Origin of the sequence: Microbacterium sp. NPDC006705 (assembly GCF_044903545.1) — a bacterium.
Taxonomy (GTDB): domain Bacteria; phylum Actinomycetota; class Actinomycetes; order Actinomycetales; family Microbacteriaceae; genus Microbacterium; species Microbacterium plantarum.
The window spans coordinates 566,020-582,926 of the sequence record NZ_JBJDQQ010000001.1; the positions used below are offsets into that span (position 1 = coordinate 566,020).

The 16,907-nt window shown below is 70.0% G+C and carries 17 protein-coding genes; 6 read left to right on the forward strand and 11 right to left on the reverse strand.

Going from position 1 to position 16,907, the window contains the following annotated elements:
• Nucleotides 1–57: 57 nt before the first annotated feature.
• The gene (locus tag ACI2K6_RS02720; protein WP_274177724.1) at nt 58–525 is read right to left on the reverse strand and encodes a MarR family transcriptional regulator; all 468 of its coding nucleotides are present in this window, start codon (nt 523–525) and stop codon (nt 58–60) included.
• Nucleotides 526–619: 94 nt separating this feature from the next.
• On the opposite strand from ACI2K6_RS02720, the gene ACI2K6_RS02725 reads away from it, so the two are divergent.
• The 6 genes from ACI2K6_RS02725 to ACI2K6_RS02750 are packed head-to-tail and all read left to right on the forward strand — an operon-like array spanning nt 620 to nt 5,661.
• Entirely contained in the window at nt 620–1,675 is a 1,056-nt protein-coding gene (locus ACI2K6_RS02725; protein ID WP_112615099.1) for a polyprenyl synthetase family protein, read from the forward strand.
• On the forward strand, nt 1,672–2,547 hold the full coding sequence (locus ACI2K6_RS02730) for a squalene/phytoene synthase family protein (protein ID WP_282502442.1): 876 nt from the start codon (nt 1,672–1,674) through the stop codon (nt 2,545–2,547). Before ACI2K6_RS02725 ends, ACI2K6_RS02730 begins: the two co-directional genes overlap by 4 nt.
• Nucleotides 2,544–4,139, forward strand: coding sequence for a phytoene desaturase family protein (gene crtI / locus ACI2K6_RS02735; RefSeq protein WP_404568025.1), 1,596 nt, complete (start codon nt 2,544–2,546; stop codon nt 4,137–4,139). The genes ACI2K6_RS02730 and crtI overlap by 4 nt, the downstream gene beginning before the upstream one ends.
• A gap of 3 nt (nt 4,140–4,142) precedes the next feature.
• On the forward strand, nt 4,143–4,490 hold the full coding sequence (locus ACI2K6_RS02740) for a lycopene cyclase domain-containing protein (RefSeq protein ID WP_114587808.1): 348 nt from the start codon (nt 4,143–4,145) through the stop codon (nt 4,488–4,490).
• Nucleotides 4,487–4,789: a lycopene cyclase domain-containing protein gene (locus ACI2K6_RS02745; RefSeq protein ID WP_112614300.1), complete on the forward strand. Its 303-nt coding sequence runs from the start codon at nt 4,487–4,489 to the stop codon at nt 4,787–4,789. Before ACI2K6_RS02740 ends, ACI2K6_RS02745 begins: the two co-directional genes overlap by 4 nt.
• Nucleotides 4,786–5,661: a prenyltransferase gene (locus ACI2K6_RS02750; RefSeq protein WP_282502440.1), complete on the forward strand. Its 876-nt coding sequence runs from the start codon at nt 4,786–4,788 to the stop codon at nt 5,659–5,661. Before ACI2K6_RS02745 ends, ACI2K6_RS02750 begins: the two co-directional genes overlap by 4 nt.
• 30 nt (nt 5,662–5,691) lie before the next feature.
• Here ACI2K6_RS02750 and ACI2K6_RS02755 read toward each other — a convergent pair whose 3' ends face one another.
• The 10 genes from ACI2K6_RS02755 to mltG form a co-directional block, all read right to left on the reverse strand.
• On the reverse strand, nt 5,692–7,260 hold the full coding sequence (locus ACI2K6_RS02755) for a Rieske 2Fe-2S domain-containing protein (protein WP_404568027.1): 1,569 nt from the start codon (nt 7,258–7,260) through the stop codon (nt 5,692–5,694).
• A 104-nt stretch (nt 7,261–7,364) separates the two neighbouring features.
• Complete coding sequence (locus tag ACI2K6_RS02760) at nt 7,365–10,292, reverse strand: DEAD/DEAH box helicase (RefSeq protein ID WP_404568569.1); 2,928 nt, start codon at nt 10,290–10,292, stop codon at nt 7,365–7,367.
• Nucleotides 10,293–10,341: 49 nt separating this feature from the next.
• Nucleotides 10,342–10,752 (reverse strand): transcription antitermination factor NusB, encoded by a 411-nt coding sequence (nusB, locus tag ACI2K6_RS02765; RefSeq protein WP_023951206.1) that lies wholly within the window; start codon nt 10,750–10,752, stop codon nt 10,342–10,344.
• A 16-nt stretch (nt 10,753–10,768) separates the two neighbouring features.
• Nucleotides 10,769–11,329 carry an elongation factor P gene (gene efp / locus ACI2K6_RS02770; RefSeq protein ID WP_112614292.1) on the reverse strand — a complete coding sequence of 187 codons (561 nt, stop codon included), beginning with the start codon at nt 11,327–11,329 and terminating at the stop codon, nt 10,769–10,771.
• Nucleotides 11,330–11,382: 53 nt separating this feature from the next.
• Nucleotides 11,383–11,826 (reverse strand): type II 3-dehydroquinate dehydratase, encoded by a 444-nt coding sequence (gene aroQ, locus ACI2K6_RS02775; protein WP_404568029.1) that lies wholly within the window; start codon nt 11,824–11,826, stop codon nt 11,383–11,385.
• A gap of 31 nt (nt 11,827–11,857) precedes the next feature.
• Nucleotides 11,858–12,934: a 3-dehydroquinate synthase gene (gene aroB / locus ACI2K6_RS02780; RefSeq protein WP_274177719.1), complete on the reverse strand. Its 1,077-nt coding sequence runs from the start codon at nt 12,932–12,934 to the stop codon at nt 11,858–11,860.
• The gene (locus ACI2K6_RS02785) at nt 12,931–13,440 is read right to left on the reverse strand and encodes a shikimate kinase (RefSeq protein WP_282502438.1); all 510 of its coding nucleotides are present in this window, start codon (nt 13,438–13,440) and stop codon (nt 12,931–12,933) included. Before ACI2K6_RS02785 ends, aroB begins: the two co-directional genes overlap by 4 nt.
• On the reverse strand, nt 13,437–14,648 hold the full coding sequence (aroC, locus tag ACI2K6_RS02790) for a chorismate synthase (RefSeq protein WP_404568031.1): 1,212 nt from the start codon (nt 14,646–14,648) through the stop codon (nt 13,437–13,439). Before aroC ends, ACI2K6_RS02785 begins: the two co-directional genes overlap by 4 nt.
• A gap of 4 nt (nt 14,649–14,652) precedes the next feature.
• Nucleotides 14,653–15,513: a shikimate dehydrogenase family protein gene (locus ACI2K6_RS02795; RefSeq protein WP_404568033.1), complete on the reverse strand. Its 861-nt coding sequence runs from the start codon at nt 15,511–15,513 to the stop codon at nt 14,653–14,655.
• Complete coding sequence (mltG, locus tag ACI2K6_RS02800; protein ID WP_404568035.1) at nt 15,494–16,906, reverse strand: endolytic transglycosylase MltG; 1,413 nt, start codon at nt 16,904–16,906, stop codon at nt 15,494–15,496. The genes ACI2K6_RS02795 and mltG overlap by 20 nt, the downstream gene beginning before the upstream one ends.
• Between the last annotated feature and the right edge of the window lies 1 nt (nt 16,907).

Consider the following 16,907-nt stretch of genomic DNA (forward strand, 5'->3'; position numbering starts at 1 on the left):
CGTTGCATGTAGCCACGCCCGCCGAAAGCCAGCGGAGCAAGTCTCAGCGGCTCTTCGTCAGTCGGCCAGCATCGCTTCGCTCATGCCGTCGAGGAAGCGTGTGACCGTCGCGAGCTCCTCGGGACTGAACGGGTCCATCGCCTCTCGCATGCGGCGCAGGCGCGCGGCGAAATGCCGGCCGAAGTCCTGCCGGGACGATTCGGTGAGCGTGATGACCAGTGCACGTCGGTCGTTCGGGTGCGGCGCGCGCTCGATGAACCCCTCCTTCGCCAGTCGATCGAGCATCTTCGTCGTGGAAGCGCTCGATATACCCAGATGGCGCGCGAGGTCGTGCGGCTTCACCAGCTCACCGCGCTGCTCGCGAATGCTGAGCATGCGCAGCGCCGAGAGGTCGGTGGCGTTCATGTCCATGTCCGAGCGGAGCCCGGTATGCATGCGATCCATCGCGTCGCTGAACGCTCGCACGGCTTCGAGAGCCGAGCGCTCTACACGACTTCTCGCCACCTCGGCATTCGGGTCAGCCATGTGGACACCACCTCTCGAGCCTGGTTATCATCGGCTCAAACGCTAGTTAAGCTAGCAAAAACGCCTCGCGAATGGCATATCCAGGACGGTGAACGTGATCTCCTTGCCCGATGACAGCAGAGCCGCTGTCGATCGCGCGCTCGAGGAGGTCCTCACCAGGCTCACACAGCGGGCCATCCCTCGGGGCTCATCGGCTCTTGCCCTCATCCGCGCCGCCTCGGCGGCGACATCCGGCGGCAAGCGCTTCCGCCCGGCTCTGGTGGTGGCGTCGTTCGACGCGTTCGGCGGCGACCGCCTGGCCACGCCCGGCCTGTGGGACGTGGCAGCCGCGTTCGAACTGCTCCACAGCGCGTTCGTGATCCACGACGATCTGATCGACCGCGACATCGAGCGGCGCGGTGTTCCCAACGTCGGCGGGACCTTCCGATCGCACGCCCGGTCCCTGGGCGTCAGCGCAGACGACGCCGAGCGGGTGGGCGATGCCGCCGCCGTCCTTGCCGGCGACATCCTTCTCTACGAGGCGGCGCGTCTCGTGGCCACGGCCGACGTCGCGTCGGATCAGCGGGTACCCCTGTTCGATCTGCTCGACGATGCCGTGCTGGTTTCGGCCATCGGAGAGCTCGCCGACGTCGAGCAGGCCGTCGTCCCTGCCGAGCCGGAGACCGCGCAACTGCTCAGCACGGCTCACGACAAGACGGCGGTCTACTCCTTCTGCGCACCGCTCGCGGCGGGTGCCGTGCTCGCCGGGGCGGACGACGGTGATCGCGGCGTGCTGATGTCGGTCGGAGCGGACCTCGGCCTCGCCTTCCAGCTGGTGGACGATCTGATCGGCACCTTCGGCGACGAGGCGCAGGCCGGCCGGGGCGCCGGCGCGGACCTCCGCGAGGCCAAGCGCACGCCTCTCATCTCCTTCGCCCGCGACTCGGCATCCTGGCCACAGGTGTCGTCCGCGCTGGCGATGGCGCCGACGGGTCCGATCGCCGTCCAGGCGGCACAGCGCGAGCTCGACGCCAGCGGCGCCCGCGAGCAGCTGGTGACCCTCATCGGCCAGACGCTCTCCTCGGTGCGGCGTCGAGCGGCCGAACTGCCACCCGCCGCGCGTGCGCTCATCGAGCAGCTCGCCGACGGCATCGAAGGACGGATCCCGTGACCCCCGACGACTCCGCGATCGCCCTGTACGACCGAACCGCGCGCGACGCCGCAGCCGTCGTGATCTCGGCCTACTCGACCTCGTTCGGGCTCGCTGCGCGGCTCCTGGGGCCGCGCGTGCGTCCGCACGTGCGGAACATCTACGCCTTGGTTCGCGTGGCCGACGAGATCGTCGACGGATCCGCCGAGCAGGCCGGGATGCCCCTGACGGCACAACGACGCGTCCTCGACGCGCTCGAGGAGGAGACGCTCCTGGCGGTCGAGGAGGGCTTCAGCGCGAACCTCATCGTCCACGCGTTCGCGTCGACGGCGCGGGAGTGCGGTATCGGCGCAGACCTCGTGCGACCCTTCTTCTCCTCGATGCGGACCGATCTCGAGGTGTCGTCCCACGACGCGGGCTCGCACGCCTCCTACGTCTATGGTTCGGCCGAAGTCGTCGGACTGATGTGCCTCCAGACCTTCGTCAACGCCGGCGGCTCGCACCCGCGCCCCGCCGACCCCGATCTCGTCGACGGCGCACGTCGCCTCGGCGCCGCATTCCAGGACGTGAACTTCTTGCGTGATCTCCCCCACGACGTCGGATCCCTCGGCCGCGACTACCTCGGTGTCGACGGCGCCGACGGCACCGCCTCGCGCGTGGAAGTGCTCGACCGTATCGACGCCGACCTCGACGCGGCCGGCGCCATCATCCCGCGCCTGCCGGCGGACTGCCGACGCGCCGTCACTGCAGCGCACGATCTGTTCACGGCGCTCTCCCGCCGCCTACGACGGGCCGGTGACACCGACCAGCGAGTCCGCGTGCCGAACACCGTGAAGCTCGGCCTGGCCGCTCGCGCGACGGTCGGCGCCGCTCCCCTGCGAGCCGGCGCATGACCCGGGCACGATCGCAGCGCCCCGCGCCCGGCTCGCGCGTCGTCGTGATCGGCGGCGGCATCGCCGGTCTCGCCACGGCTGCGCTGCTGGCCGATGAGGGTCACGCCGTGACGGTTATCGAGGCGCGGGAGGAGACGGGCGGACGGGCCGGCACATGGGAGCGCGACGGCTTCCGGTTCGACACCGGGCCGAGCTGGTACCTCATGCCCGAGGTCTTCGAGCACTTCTTCGCCCTGCTCGGGACGACGGCGGCGGCTGAACTCGACCTGGTCCCCCTGGTCCCGGCCTATCGCGTCTACGCGGAGCCCGAGGGCGACGGCATCGGAGATCACATCGACGTCGTGTCGGGGCGAGCCGAGGCGACAGCGCTGTTCGAGAGCCGTGAGCCCGGTGCCGGCGCACGACTGGACGAATACCTCGATTCCGCTGCCGACGCCTACGACCTCGCGGTATCGAAGTTCCTGTACGACACGTACGCCTCGTCCGAGGGGCTCCGCGACCCCGACATCCTGCGGCGCATCCCGACGCTCGCTCCGCTGCTCACCCGCTCGCTGAACCGGTTCGTCGACAGCCGGTTCCAGGACCCGATGCTGCGTCAGGTCCTCGGCTACCCCGCGGTCTTCCTCGGCTCGTCGCCGTATGACGTGCCGAGCCTCTACCACCTCATGAGCCACCTCGACCTCGACGACGCGGTGCTGTACCCGCGCGGCGGCTTCACCGAGATCATCGCGGCGATCGAGCGCTTGGCGCGCGAACGCGGCGTCGAGGTGCGCACCGGCACCGCCGTCGCGCAGATCCTCACCGCCGCGGACGGCAGCGCCCGCGGGGTCCGTCTGGCCGACACGAGCGAGGTCGCCGCCGACATCGTGGTGTCCGCAGCCGATCTGCACCACACCGAGACGGTCCTGCTCCCTCCCGAGCGGCAGACGTACCCCGAGCGCTGGTGGCGCAAGCGCACGCCGAGCTTCGGCGCGCTGCTGATCCTCCTCGGCGTCGAGGGCGAACTGCCCGAGCTGTCGCACCACACCCTGCTCTTCACCCGCGGTTGGCGCGAGAACTTCGATGCGATCTCGGGACGGGACACCCACATCCCCGATCCCGCGTCGCTGTACGTGTGCCGTCCCAGCGCGACCGACGACACCGTCGCTCCAGCCGGATCGGAGAACCTGTTCGTCCTAGTTCCCATTCCGGCCGACCCCGAACTCGGCCGCGGAGGTGTCGACGGGGCCGGTGATGCCGCGATCGAAGCCGCCGCCGACCGGGCGATCGAGCAGATCGCGCAGTGGACCGGGGTGGACGATCTCGCTTCTCGCGTACGCGTCCGCCGCACGATCGCACCCGCGGACTTCGCGCGCGACCTCGGGGCGTGGCGCGGAAACTCCCTGGGACTGGCGCACACGCTGGGACAGAGCGCGTTGTTCCGCCCGGGGAACGCCTCCAAGAAGGTTCCCGGTCTCTACTACGCCGGCGCTTCCGTGCTCCCGGGCATCGGGCTGCCGATGTGCCTGATCTCGGCAGAGCTCGTCGTCAAGCGCCTGCGCGGAGACACGACCGCCGGCCCGCTGCCCGAGCCGGCCGCCCCCATCGGGTGAGCGGTGCCGGGCCTGTACCTGCTCGCCTTGCTCGTATCGCTCTGCGGTGTCGGGCTGCTCGATCGTCGGTTCCGCCTGGCGTTCTGGCGCGACCGTCGACGCACGGTGATCGCCTCTGTGCTCGGCACGGCATTCTTCCTGCTGTGGGACGCTGTCGGCATCGCAACGGGCGTGTTCGTCAAGGGCGACAGCCCCGCGCTGCTCGGTGTCGATCTCGCCCCGCACCTGCCGCTCGAAGAGCCGGTCTTCCTCCTCTTCCTCAGCTACCTCGCGCTGGTCGCCTACGGCGGCGCGCGGCGCAGGCACGAGGGACGGCCGCACGAGCCCCGCCGGAGGGATGTCGCGCCATGACCTATCCCCTCATCGTCATCCCCTTCGTCCTCGTGACCGTCGTCGTGACAGCGATGTCCGCTCGGCGCCCGCGCTTCGCCGCCCGCATGGCCTGGTCCTCGGTCGCCGCGGTCGTGCTCCTCCTGCTGACGGCGGTATTCGATAACGTGATGATCGCCGCCGGGCTCTTCACCTATCCGGAAGAGCACCTGAGCGGCATCCGAATCGGACTCGCGCCGCTCGAAGACTTCGCCTACCCGCTGTGCGCGGCCTTCCTGGTGCCTGCCGTCGCGACCCTCTTGGAGAAGCCGAAACGATGACCGCCCCCGCGCTCGCGCGCCAGCTCCTCGTCGCCTCCCGCCCGGTGAGCTGGATCAACACCGCCTACCCGTTCGCGGCGGCGTACCTCCTCACCACTCGCCAGATCGACGCGACGCTGCTCATCGGCACCCTGTTCTTCCTCGTCCCGTACAACCTCGCGATGTACGGCATCAACGACGTCTTCGACTACGAGTCCGACCTGCGGAACCCGCGGAAGGGCGGCGCGCACGGCGCCATCCTCGACCGGCGGGTGCACCGGGCGACGCTCTGGGCTGCCGCCCTGTCGTGCTTGCCGTTCGTGGCCTATCTCGTCGCGGTCGGCTCCCCGCTGTCCTGGCTCGTCCTCGCCGCGAGCCTCTTCTTCGTCGTGTTCTACAGCGCTCCCCCGCTTCGGCTGAAAGAGCGGCCGTTCGCCGACTCGATCACGAGCAGCATCCACTTCTTCTCCCCCGCCGTATACGGGCTGGTCCTCACCGGCGCGACCTGGACGTGGCAGCTCGTCCTCATCCTGCTGGGCTTCGCCGCATGGGGCGTCGCCTCGCACGCGTTCGGGGCCGTACAGGACGTCCAGGCCGACCGCGAGGCGGGGATCGCGTCCATCGCGACCGTGCGCGGCGCGCGCTGGACCGTGAGGTTCGCGCTGGGCTGCTACGCCCTCGCCGGCGTTCTCATGCTCGCGACCAGCTGGCCGGGCCCGCTTGCGGCTCTCGTGGCGGTCCCGTACCTCATCACGCTGTGGCCGTTCCGAAACATCACCGACGAGACGTGCGAACGGGCCACCGCGGGCTGGGACCGCTTTCTCTGGCTCAACCAGCTCGGCGGCTTCCTCGTCACCCTGCTGCTCGTCTGGTGGTGGCTGATCACGTCGTGATCGGCCACCACCCGTTCGGCGCTGACGAGATCAGGCGGCGGGGTTGGTCGCGTTCGCGGTCTCGATGATGCGGCTCGCGCGAATCGGGTGTCCCTGGGTGGTCAGGCATCGCCCGGTCGCGAGGTCCCACTTCCAGTCGTGCAGCGAGCAGGTGAGCACACCGTCCTCGATCTTGCCCGTCTTCGTGAGGTCTGCTCGCAGGTGCGGGCACCGGCGCTGCACGGTCCAGTCGCCCAGTTCGGCATCCTCGGTCTGATCCGACTGCTCGGCGTACCAGTTCTCGACGTACTCGATGCGATCACGGGACAGGCACTTCAAGAACGTCGTGAGGAACTCGTTGAACTTGCCGCTGCGGCCGACCTCGAACTGCATCGACAGGAAGATCGAGTTCGACCAGTCGATCTCGTGGTCGCGGATGTTCGTCGACACCAGGTCGGCGGGGATCGTGTACCAGTAGATGCACTCCTGACCGGCGTACTCGCGGACCTTCGCCTTCGGGAAGTCGACCACCATGTCGAGCTCGCCGATGCGGAAGCGCACCATCCCGCCCACACCGTTGCGGATCGTCCGCGCGCGGCGCAGAAGCGGCTCCCACCACTGCTTGATCGCAGCCAGCATCTCGTCGGGCGGCAGGATCGGGGCGCGACGCTCGATCTCGGCGCGGACCTCGGCCTGACGACTGTCGCGCTGCCCGGCGAGGTAGGCCCACTTGTCCGAGAAGATGCGCTCGATCTCGGCATCCGTGTACAGCGTCTGGGTGACCTCCAGCACGCCGTCGTTGAGATCGACCTGCGTTCCCGGAACGAACAGGTAGCCCTTCTGATCGGGACGCTCTTCGGCCATATGCGCCAGGAACTGCGCCTGATCGGTGAAGATCGAGTCGTTCTGCTCGCCCCAGCCGTTGTAACGGAAGAGCTCTTCGCGCAGGAACATCGGCGGTCCGGCCATCGGGAAGACGTGAGGCGCGTCGACCTTGTCGATGTAGTACATCGCGCGCTTGTTCTGCGCATCGCGCTTGAGCTGAGCGAAGTTCTGCTTCGCGTCCTGCGGCAGGTCGTAGACCATCGGCCACCAGATCGCGCCGGACACCTGGGTGAAGTAGGCCTCGGGCTTGCCGAACGACATCAGCTTCTCGAGATCCAGCGGGTGGGAGTCGTTCTGGTTCAGCACCGAGGCGGTGCCGTCGTCGACCGACAGGGACGAGTCGCCGATCGGGCCGTCGCTCGGGGCGCGCAGGGGCGTGACCATGACCTTGAGGTCGCCGAACTCCAGGGGCACACCCGCCTGCGTGTAGATGATGTTGTCGTACCCGAGATCGCGGAGATCGCGTTCGAGATCGTCGGTCGGGTAGTCCGGCAGAAGCACGCGGATGTCGGTGGGGACGTGCGCGCGCAGCAGCGCGGGGTCGAAGTGATCGCGGTGCCGGTGCGAGATGTACAGGAAGTCGGCGCGCCCGAAGCGCTCCCAGTCGAGGCCCCGGTTGTCGGGGAACGGGAACCACGAGCCGAAGAAGCTCGGTCCGACGACCGGGTCGCAGAGGATGCTGCCCCCTGCCGTCTCGATGAACATTCCGGCGTGTCCCAGGCCTGTGATGCGCATGACGATGACCTCCTGTTGCGACTGGTCGAGTCTACGTGAGGCGTCGGCGACCCCTGCCCGCCGTGGGCCGTGTCAGTTCACCCGACGTCGATGCGAGGGGAAGCTCACGCCAGCAGGAGGCGGATGTCGTCGGCGGTCAGGGCGTTCGAGAACGCGCCGTCGGCGTCGAGGACCGCACCGACGAGTCGTGCCTTGCGCCGCTGCAGCTCCACCACCTTCTCCTCGATCGTGCCCGCCGCGATCAGGCGGTACACGCTCACTGGCCGGTCTTGGCCGATGCGGTGCGTGCGATCGATCGCCTGCTGCTCGGCCGCCGGATTCCACCAGGGATCGAGCAGGAAGACGTAGTCGGCCTCCGTGAGGGTCAGCCCCACGCCGCCCGCTTTGAGGCTGATGAGGAACACCGGGTCATCGCCCTTCCGAAACGCTTCCACCACCGCCGCCCGGTTGCTCGTCGAACCGTCGAGGCGGACCACTCCGGTGCCGCGCGCCCGGAGGTCGGCTTCGACGATGTCGAGGAACGAGGTGAACTGACTGAACACGAGCGCTCGGTGCCCCTCGGCGATCACCTCGTCCAAGCGCCCGCGGAGCGCCTCGAGCTTGCTCGGGACGAGACCCGGCCCACCGGCGTCCACGAGAGCGGGCGCGAGCGCCAGCATGCGCAGAAGAGTCAGGGATCGGAAGACGATGAACCGCTGGCTGTCGAGATCGTCCAGCAGCCCGAGCACCTTCCGGCGCTCCCGCTGCAGCACGCGCTCGTAGACGGCACGGTGACCGCTCGAGAGCTCGACGCGCACGTCCTGCTCCTGCCGAGGCGGCAACTCGGGAGCCACGACATCCTTCGTGCGTCGGAGCAGGAACGGCCGGATGCGCCGCCGCAGCCGCGCAAGCCGGCGTTCGCGCGCGCGGCCCCCTTCGAGGTTCTCGTCGACACGGCCACGCTCGATCGGCTGTACATACTCCTCCCGGAAGCGTCGGGCCGAGGGGAAGAGGCCGGGGCTCGTCAGCGACAGGATCGCCCAGAGGTCGGTCAGACTGTTCTCGAGCGGTGTGCCGGTGGCAGCGAAGACGACATCGGCACGCAGGCCGAGCACGGCGCGGTGCACGCGCGTCCGCGGGTTCTTGACGTACTGCGCCTCATCGAGCACGACCGTCGACCACTCGCGCTCGGCGTACGCGGCGGCATCGAGGCGGAGCAGCGCATAGGAGGTCAGGACGAGATCCGCCTCGATCCGCTCGGGCGCGGCCCCCACACCGTCGACCACGACAGTGCGCAGGCCCGGGGCATGACGCGCAGCCTCGTCGCGCCATGCCGACACGACCGAGGTCGGCGCGACGACGAGCGCGGGCCGACTCGAACCGCGCTCGCGCTCGCGCTCGAGCAGCGCGAGGAGCTGCAGAGTCTTGCCGAGCCCCATGTCATCGGCCAGGATGCCCCCCAGGCGCGCGTCGCGCAGTGCCGCGAGCCACGCGTACCCCTCATGCTGGTAGGGCCGCAGGGGGGTGACGATGCCGACCGGCGTCTCCGCGGCGGCCGCAGGCACGCCCTCGGCTGCCGCATCGCGGAAGTCGTCGACGGCCGCACGCCACCGTACGGCCGGCTCCGCCTCGTCGGCGACGTCCTCGAACGCCGTCCAGAGCTCCACCTGATAGCGGCTGACGCGGGCGCTGCCGGTCTCCCATTCGACCAGGTCGCGCGAATCCTCGATGAGCTCGCGCAGACGGTCGAGTGCCGGATGCGAAAGGGAGAAGTGCGCACCATCGGACAGCAGCATCTTCTTCCGACGCTGCGCGAGGGCGGTGAACAGCGGGCGGAACGGAACGCGGCGTCCCTCGACCTCGACGTGCACGCCGAGGTCGAACCAGTCCGCGTCGGTGGTCTCGACCGTCTTCACGGTGATGCGCGGGTCGCCCGAAAGCTCCCGATACGACCGCGTCACGCCCGACACCTCGACGCGGACCCCGTCGAGCGCCTGCAGCACCGGCAGCACCTCGGTCGTGAACTCCGCCGCCTCGACGCCGCTGCGGGTTCCTTCGGGCACGAACGGGTCGTCCGTAGCGCTCGCCCACGCCGCCTCGAGGGCCACTCGGAGCTCAGGATCGGCGGACGCCGATCCCGCGGCAGCGTCCCACGCGACGCGGCCTGCGCCGGGCACCTGCCAGGCGAACGCGTACGCGAGCTCGTCGCGCGGGCCGTGATCGACCGTGACGACGAGCGTCGTGCGTTCGGGCGGGGGCAATCGGACTCCCGGGGCGGGCACGACGACCGTCTCGCGGGCCAATCTGGGGTATGCCTCGCGGAGGAACTCTTCGCGATCCGCCGCGGGAACGCGGATCGAGTCGCCGGCCGCCAGGAGAGATCGGACACCCGGGCCGAAGCCCACCGGCGCGAAGACCACCCGCAGGCCATCCGCGACCTGGCTGGCGCCGTAGACGCCGACATGTCCGAGCGGACGCGCATGCGCAGCGGTTTCCTCAGCGCCGGCGAACCGAACGACGGGCGTGAGCTGCAGGTCACCGTCGACGCTGTCCACCCGCACCTCGATCGACGCGCCGTCGGCCAGGAGCACCTGCTGATCGGGCCGGGTCGGCACGATCGGGATGCCGAGACCGGCCGCGGCGCGAAGGTGGGGCCAGAGGAGCTCGGAGTCGGCGCCGTCGAGCGTCAACCACTCCGAGTCGCCGTAGCCGCCGAGCAGCCGAGCGTCATGCGCGATGCCGTACAGCGTCGAGAACCAGCGAGCGCGCACCGGATCGACCCGCCACGCACCGCGTCGCAGCGATTCCCAGCTCTCGTCGCCCTGCACCCATCGGCCACTGGTTCCGCTGCGAGAGAGCGGACGCACCGCGAGCCGGAGCTCGCCGTCGGAGGTGGCGACGCTCCGCGGGGTCGCCGGAAGCACCCGACGCGGCCCCCAATGAGCGTCGGCGGCGCTTTCTCGCTGGCGCAGCTGCACGCCCAGGGCGACCGCGTTCTCACCCGACGCCGCCGGCGCCAGGACGGCGCGCCACGACGGCGCTGCCCTCTCCATCACGGGTTCGACCTCATACGAGGATTCTCGAGGGTGCCTCCGACGTCGGTCAGCCCAGTCGGGCGACCCGACCGAGGACGCCGTGGACGAACGCGCTCGACCCGTCGGTCGAGAACTCCTTCGCGAGCTCGACGGCCTCGTCGATGGCGACTGCGGCGGGAACCGCGTCGTTGTACACGATCTCCCAGACGCCGAGTCGGAGGATCGCCCGGTCGACGGCGGGCATCCGCGCGAGCGACCAGTCCTTCGCGAACGTCGTGATCTGCTCGTCGATGTCGTCGCGGTTGTCGATGATGCCGTCGATGATCTCGCGCGCGTACAGCCACGACGCCTCGCGGGCGGGCTCGAGAGCCGCGCGCTTCGCCTCGGCGGCGAGGGTCACCCCGAGGTCGTCGCCGCGGATGTCGGACTGGTAGAGGATGTCGAGGGCGCGCTTGCGCGCCTTGGAGCGAGCGCTCATCGGGCGGGGACCGACGTCAGTTCACGCGGCCGAGGTAGTCACCCGTGCGGGTGTCGACCTTGACCTTCGTGCCCTGCTCGACGAACAGCGGAACCTGGATCTCGTAGCCGGTCTCGACCGTCGCGGACTTCGTGCCCGCCGACGAGCGGTCGCCCTGCAGGCCGGGCTCGGTGTACGTGATCTCGAGGACGACCGAAGCGGGCAGCTCGATGTAGAGCGGGTTGCCGTTGTTCAGCGCGATCTGCACCTGCTGGTTCTCGAGCAGGTAGTTCTTGGCGTCGCCGACGGTGGCGGCGGGGACCGTGATCTGGTCGTAGTCGTCGACGTCCATGAAGACGAAGTTGTCGCCGTCGTTGTACAGGTAGGTGAAGTCGCGGCGGTCGACGTTCTCGATCTCGATCTTCGCGCCGGCGTTGTAGGTGCGGTCGACGGTCTTGCCCGACACGACGTTCTTCAGCTTCGTGCGCACGAACGCGCCACCCTTGCCGGGCTTGACGTGCTGGAACTCGATGACGTTCCAAAGCTGACCGTCGATGCTGAGGACGACGCCGTTCTTGATGTCTGCGGTCGATGCCATGAGTGTGGAGTTCCGTTCGTGTGGTCGGGCGGCCGACGGGCCGAGGATCGATTCTACGCGAGGATGTCGAGCAGCTGTCGCGTCGCGCGCGCGTATCCGCCGACGCCTTCGCCGATGACATGGACCGAGGCCACGTCGGCGATGTAGGAGTGGTGACGGAAGCTCTCGCGCTCGTAGACGTTCGAGATGTGGACCTCGGCCACCGGCAGCGACACCCCCGCGAGCGCATCGCGGAGGACGACGGAGGTGTGCGTGAGCCCGCCGGGGTTGATGACGATGCCGACGCAGTCCGCACGAGCCTCGTGGATGGCGTCGATGAGGACGCCCTCGTGGTTGCTCTGTACACAGCGCACTTCGGCGCCGCGTTCCGCCGCCGCCGCGGTGACGAGGGCCTCGACGTCGGCGAGGGTCTCGCGTCCGTAGATCTCGGGCTCGCGGGTGCCGAGCAGATTGAGGTTCGGCCCGTTGACCAGCAGCAGGCGTCGAGGGGTGCTCACGCGCCCACCCTACCGATGACGACGCGCCGGCTCAGGCTCCGACCTCCTGATAGGCGGCAAAGAGCAGCGACTCATCGGGGGCCTGCAGGACCGTCGGCTTGGCGATGTCGTCGAGCACGATGAACCGCAGCATCGCGCCGCGGGTCTTCTTGTCGCGCTGCATCGTCGCCAGCAGCTGGCGCCACGCACCCGCACGGTACGAGGTGGGCAGGCCGAGCGTCTCGAGGATGTCGCGGTGACGCTGGGCTGCGGCATCCGGGAGTCGTCCCGCCAGACGCGACAGCTCGGCCGCGAACATCATCCCCACCGAGATCGCGGCGCCGTGGCGCCACTGGTACCGCTCGGCGTGCTCGATGGCGTGCCCGAGCGTGTGCCCGTAGTTGAGGACCTCGCGAAGCCCCGCTTCGCGCAGGTCCTCCCCCACGACCTTCGCCTTCATGTCGATCGCGAGCTCGATGCTCCGCCGGAACGCGTCGCTGTGCGGGTCGACGGCCGCCTCGGGATCCGCTTCGATCAGGTCGAGGATCTCGGGGTGCCAGATGAAACCGGCCTTCACGACCTCCGCGAAGCCGGCGACGCGCTCGTTGCGCGACAGCCCGTCGAGCAGGTCGAGGTCGCAGACCACGGCGACCGGGGGCCAGAAGGCACCCACGAGGTTCTTTCCCTCCGCGGTGTTGATGCCCGTCTTCCCGCCGACGGCGGCATCCACCATGCCGAGCACCGTCGTGGGGACCTGCACGACCGCGATGCCGCGCAGCCACGTCGCGGCGACGAAGCCGGCGAGGTCGGTCACGGCGCCGCCGCCGAACCCGACGACGGCATCCGTGCGCGTGAAGTCCGCCTGGCCCATGACCTGCCAGCAGAACGCCGCGACCTCGACGCGCTTGCCCTGCTCGGCGTCGGGGATCTCCGCCAGCAGCACCTGGCGGTCCGACCCCAGGATCTCGCGGAGACGCTCGGCCTGAGCGGACAGCGTCGGGGGGTGCACGATGAGCACCTTGCGCGCGGCCTCGGGCAGCGCCGAGCCGACGAGCGGAAGAATGCCGCGCCCGATGGTCACGTCGTAGGGCGCGGTGCCCCCGACGGTGATGACGGTGGTGTCTGTCATGACGTCTCCTCCTGAGCCCACGCCGCGATGGCGTCGACGATGTCCTGGATCCGGCCGGTGGATGTGTCGAACCGCGCGTCGGCGAGCCGCTCGTAGAGCTCGCGTCGACCCTCGGCGACCTCGCGCCAGCGACCCACCGGGTCGTCACCCTGGAGCAGGGGGCGCGTGGTGCCGGCGAGGCGTGAGGCGATCGTCTGCTCAGACACGGTGAGCAGCACCACGCGGTGCGCGGCGATGTCGCTCCGCGTATCGGGATGCAGCACCGCGCCGCCACCGAGGGCGACGACGCCGCCGCGCCCGAGAGCCTCGGCGACCGCGAGCCTCTCGAGCTCACGGAAGCGCTCCTCGCCATGCTCCGCGAAGAGCCGTTCGATCGGGCCGTGGTCGCGGACGACGAGGCCGTCACTGTCGGTGAACGTCGTGCCGAGAACGCGCGCCAGCTTCTTGCCGATGCTCGACTTGCCCGCGCCCATCGGTCCGATCAGGACGATCGCGGGGGCGGTCATCCGATCGCGTCGTCGCTCAGCGCCGCCGAGCGCAGCGTCTCGGGGATCGCCGCGAGGTACCCCTCGAGGTTGCGGCGGGTCTCGGCGACGTTGTCGCCCCCGAACTTCTCGAGCACGGACTCCGCGAGCACGATCGCGACCATCGCTTCGGCGACGACGCCGGCTGCCGGCACCGCGCACACGTCGGACCGCTGGTGGTGAGCCGTCGCCGCGTCGCCCGACGCGACGTCGACCGTGCGCAGCGCCTTCGGCACCGTCGCGATCGGCTTCATGCCCGCTCGGACCCGCAGGACTGTGCCCGTCGACATCCCGCCCTCGGTGCCACCCGCCTTGTCGCTCGAGCGCGCGATGCCCGCGTCGGTCGCGAAAAGCTCGTCGTGTGCCGCGGAGCCGCGACGACGCGTGGTCTCAAAGCCGTCGCCGACCTCGACGCCCTTGATCGCCTGGATACCCATGAGCGCCTGCGCGAGCTTCGCGTCGAGACGGCGGTCCCACTGCACGTGGGATCCGAGCCCGGGCGGGAGCCCGTACGCGAGGACCTCGACGATGCCGCCCAGCGTGTCGCCGTCCTTCTTCGCAGCGTCCACCTCGGCGACCATCGCGGCAGAGGTCTCGGCGTGGAAGCACCGCAGCGGATCGGCATCCAGCACGTCGACATCGTCGGGCGTCGGCAGCGCCGAGCCGCCGGGCACCCGCACGGGGCCGATCGAGAGCGTGTGGCTGACGAGCCGGATGCCGAGCTCGTTCAGGAACGACCGGGCCACCGCGCCGAGAGCCACGCGCGCGGCCGTCTCACGGGCGCTCGCGCGCTCGAGGATCGGCCGGGCCTCGTCGAATCCGTACTTCTGCATGCCGACGAGGTCGGCGTGGCCGGGCCGAGGCCGAGTCAGGGCGGCACCGCGTCCGCGGGAGCGCTCGGTGAGCTCGATCGGCTCGGGGCTCATCACCTCGACCCACTTCGGCCACTCGGTGTTGCCGATGCGCAGAGCGATGGGGCTGCCGAGGCTGAAGCCGTGTCGGACGCCCGTCGAGATGGTGAGTTCGTCCTCCTCGAACTTCATGCGCGAGCCGCGGCCGTAGCCCAGCTTGCGCCGAGCGAGGTCGGCCTGGATCGCGGCACGTGAGACCGGCACGCCGGCGGGGAGGCCCTCCATGAGGGCGACGAGTTCGGGGCCGTGAGATTCGCCGGCCGTGAGCACGCGGAGCATTCGTCTATCCTCCCATGAGCGCCCGGCGCATGACGGCGACGACGTCCTCCTCGCCGGGCAGCGGGTCGTCGGGCGAACCGGTCGCGAAGATGCGGATCTGGAGCACCGCCTGATGCAGCAGCATGGTCGCGCCCGGGTGGGCCGGCTGTCCTGCGGCGAGCCAGGCGTGTCCGAGCGCTGTCGGCCACGTGCCGTAGACGACGTCGTAGAGCGTGCCCCCGCTCGCGGCGAGACCCGCAGAGACGGCGTCAGCGACCGGCGCGTCGCCCGGCAGGGTCGACACGGTCAGCTCGACCTCCCCCGCCGGCGCGTCGAGGGGCGACACCGTCGCCGCGATGCCTCGGCTCGCCGCGAGCGTCCGCAACGGCTCGGCTGCGGCGGGCCGTCGTGCCGCGATGTCGATCCGGCCGACGCCGATGCGCTCGAGCGCGAGGAGCGCCGACGTCGCCGTCGCGCCTGCCCCGACGATGCGGGCACGAGGCGCAGCCGCGGACCCGATCTCCGCGAGCGCAGCCGCGAGCCCGCCGACGTCGGTGTTGAACGCCGCCCACCCATCGCCCGTCCGGAGGAGCGTGTTCGCTGCGCCGGTTGCGTTCGCCGCGGCATCCCGTATCCGAGCCGCGTCGTGCGCGAGTGTCTTGAGCGGCATGGTGAGCGACAGCCCGTGGAACTCCGGCCCGAGGGCTGCCAGCTCGCTCGCGAACGACGCCTCGTCGACGTGCCGCCGCCCGTACCGCCACGGCAGACCGAGCCGGTAGTACGCCGCGGTGTGGAGGACCGGTGACAGGCTGTGGCCGATCGGCGAGCCCCACACTTCGAAGCGGCGCGGGTCTCCCGCAGACAGGTCAGCAGCCGCGGTTGTCATTCGCGTCGCACCACGCGTGCCACTGCTCGATGCCGGCCTGGTGCTCCTCGTAGGTCGCGGAGAAGATCGTCTCGCCGGTGTCCATGTTCCAGGTGACGAAGTACAGCCACGGCCCGTCTGCGGGATTCATCGCCGCGTCGATCGCCTCATCGCCGGGATTCGCGATCGGCCCCGCCGGCAGCCCCGCTCGGACGTAGGTGTTCCAGGGATTGTCGTCCTCGAGCGCCTCTGCCGACGAGCTGACCGTACCGTCGTGCATCTCGTTGTACCCGTACTGGGCCGTCGAGTCCATCTGCAGGGGCATGCCGTCTGCGAGGCGGTTGGCGATGACGCGAGAGACCTTGTAGAAGTCGTCGGACAGACGCGCCTCGCGCTGAATGATCGATGCCGTCGTGAGGATCTCCTCGTGGCGCTCCTGCGGAACGCCCGCGGCGTCGAGCGACTCGAGCGTGCGGTCGACCATCGTGCGCACGATGTCCGTGGCCGAGAGCCCGGGGTCGAACTGATAGGTCGCCGGGAACAGCCAGCCCTCCAGCGTGTCGGCCGCGACGCCGTACGCGGATGGGTCGGCGACAGCGGCGGTGAAGTCCTCGACCGGCATACCCGTGCCCTGCGCGAGCACCTCGACGGTCTGGTCGACGGTCAAGCCTTCTCGCAGCTGGGCGGCGTTCTGTCGCTTGCTCGCGGGATCGAGGATGAGCGTCAGGGCCGCCTCGGACGTCATGCGTTGCTGCAACGCGTACACCCCCGGCTGGAACGTCGGGTCCTGTGCCGTCGCGATGAGGTGATCGTAGAACGCAGTGGGCGTCTTCGTGACGCCCTGATCGAAGAGCGTCTGAGAGATCGTCGACCCGGTGTCGCCGCTCACGACGGTCACCAGCACCTCGCCGGTCGCCTCGCCGGGCTCGAAGTCCTTCGGCTCCTCCCACCCCATCGCGGAGCGGATCTGAGGCTCGTACGTGTTCCACACCCATGCGCCCGCGGCCACGATGCTGCCGAGGATCGCCAGGATCACGATGAGGACGACCCATTTCGCGATCCGGCTCTTCTTGCGGTCGCGATCATGCCGGCTGGGAACGGCGCCCACCTCGTGCGTGCTCACGTCGCCCGTGAAGAGGGCGTCGAGTGTGCCGACAGCAGGCGCAGCGGCCCGCGGCGTCTGCCCGTACGACGCCTGTTCGCCCAGATCCTGCTCGCGGGACGCCGGTGCGTCCACCGATCCGCGGTGCTCCGCGGCCGGAGTCGGGGTGTGCTCCGCACGCGAGGAGTCGTCGGGACGCGCTGCGCCTCCCGGCGTGGATGCCGGACCCTGGGACGCCGGACTCTGGGATGCCGCACGCGCGGCGCGTCGGCTCGTCGGGACGCTATTGTCGTGCGGCGGGCGGTCAGTCATG

What these genes read in the sequence shown, in the direction of transcription:
- ACI2K6_RS02760 (WP_404568569.1), bottom strand. Translation starts at nt 10,292, where the DNA reads ATGGAGAGGGCAGCGCCGTCGTGGCGCGCCGTCCTGGCGCCGGCGGCG.
- ACI2K6_RS02755 (WP_404568027.1), bottom strand. Translation starts at nt 7,260, where the DNA reads ATGCGCATCACAGGCCTGGGACACGCCGGAATGTTCATCGAGACGGCA.
- efp (WP_112614292.1), bottom strand. Translation starts at nt 11,329, where the DNA reads ATGGCATCGACCGCAGACATCAAGAACGGCGTCGTCCTCAGCATCGAC.
- ACI2K6_RS02795 (WP_404568033.1), bottom strand. Translation starts at nt 15,513, where the DNA reads ATGACAACCGCGGCTGCTGACCTGTCTGCGGGAGACCCGCGCCGCTTC.
- aroB (WP_274177719.1), bottom strand. Translation starts at nt 12,934, where the DNA reads ATGACAGACACCACCGTCATCACCGTCGGGGGCACCGCGCCCTACGAC.
- crtI (WP_404568025.1), top strand. Translation starts at nt 2,544, where the DNA reads ATGACCCGGGCACGATCGCAGCGCCCCGCGCCCGGCTCGCGCGTCGTC.
- ACI2K6_RS02785 (WP_282502438.1), bottom strand. Translation starts at nt 13,440, where the DNA reads ATGACCGCCCCCGCGATCGTCCTGATCGGACCGATGGGCGCGGGCAAG.
- aroC (WP_404568031.1), bottom strand. Translation starts at nt 14,648, where the DNA reads ATGCTCCGCGTGCTCACGGCCGGCGAATCTCACGGCCCCGAACTCGTC.
- mltG (WP_404568035.1), bottom strand. Translation starts at nt 16,906, where the DNA reads ATGACTGACCGCCCGCCGCACGACAATAGCGTCCCGACGAGCCGACGC.
- ACI2K6_RS02745 (WP_112614300.1), top strand. Translation starts at nt 4,487, where the DNA reads ATGACCTATCCCCTCATCGTCATCCCCTTCGTCCTCGTGACCGTCGTC.
- ACI2K6_RS02720 (WP_274177724.1), bottom strand. Translation starts at nt 525, where the DNA reads ATGGCTGACCCGAATGCCGAGGTGGCGAGAAGTCGTGTAGAGCGCTCG.
- ACI2K6_RS02750 (WP_282502440.1), top strand. Translation starts at nt 4,786, where the DNA reads ATGACCGCCCCCGCGCTCGCGCGCCAGCTCCTCGTCGCCTCCCGCCCG.
- nusB (WP_023951206.1), bottom strand. Translation starts at nt 10,752, where the DNA reads ATGAGCGCTCGCTCCAAGGCGCGCAAGCGCGCCCTCGACATCCTCTAC.